We start from the raw sequence: 426 nt of genomic DNA on the forward strand, positions 1-426 counted from the left end.
GGGTAGGTCGTGTGGCCTTTGAGGGGAACAGCACGCCGTCCAAACGAATGGTACCGTAGTCAGTTCCAGTAGCCGGCTTTATTCCGGCTTGAGGTTCTCGGCACAGGTTTTTCCCGAGCGTTGGTCGGGAACGAGCTCGTAAGCGATTTTTTGTCCGTCGCGCAGCTCGCGCAATCCCGCACGCTCCAAGGCGCTGATGTGAACAAACACATCCTGTCCGCCGTCGTCAGGTTGAATAAAACCAAATCCCTTGGTGGGATTGAACCACTTCACCGTTCCCGTAGCCATGGCTGTCCTCCTGAGCCCAAAAAAGGGCCCGCGGTGTCCTCCCACAGCGGGCCCAGTCAGGGGTCATGGGTAATGTCGGCTGAACGCGCATGGAAACGGAGGGTTCCGCCAAAACGCAAAAAGGCTCGCCACCCTTTT

The 426-nt window shown here is 57.7% G+C and carries 1 protein-coding gene; it reads right to left on the bottom strand.

The genetic code is table 11. The annotated features are described in order from the left end of the window. Positions 1-78: 78 nt before the first annotated feature. Positions 79-288 carry a cold-shock protein gene (locus AB4118_RS34170; protein ID WP_441493921.1) on the bottom strand — a complete coding sequence of 70 codons (210 nt, stop codon included), beginning with the start codon at positions 286-288 and terminating at the stop codon, positions 79-81. Positions 289-426 lie beyond the last annotated feature (138 nt).

Origin of the sequence: Allobosea sp. 2RAB26, assembly GCF_052115465.1 — a bacterium.
Classification (GTDB): domain Bacteria; phylum Pseudomonadota; class Alphaproteobacteria; order Rhizobiales; family Beijerinckiaceae; genus Allobosea.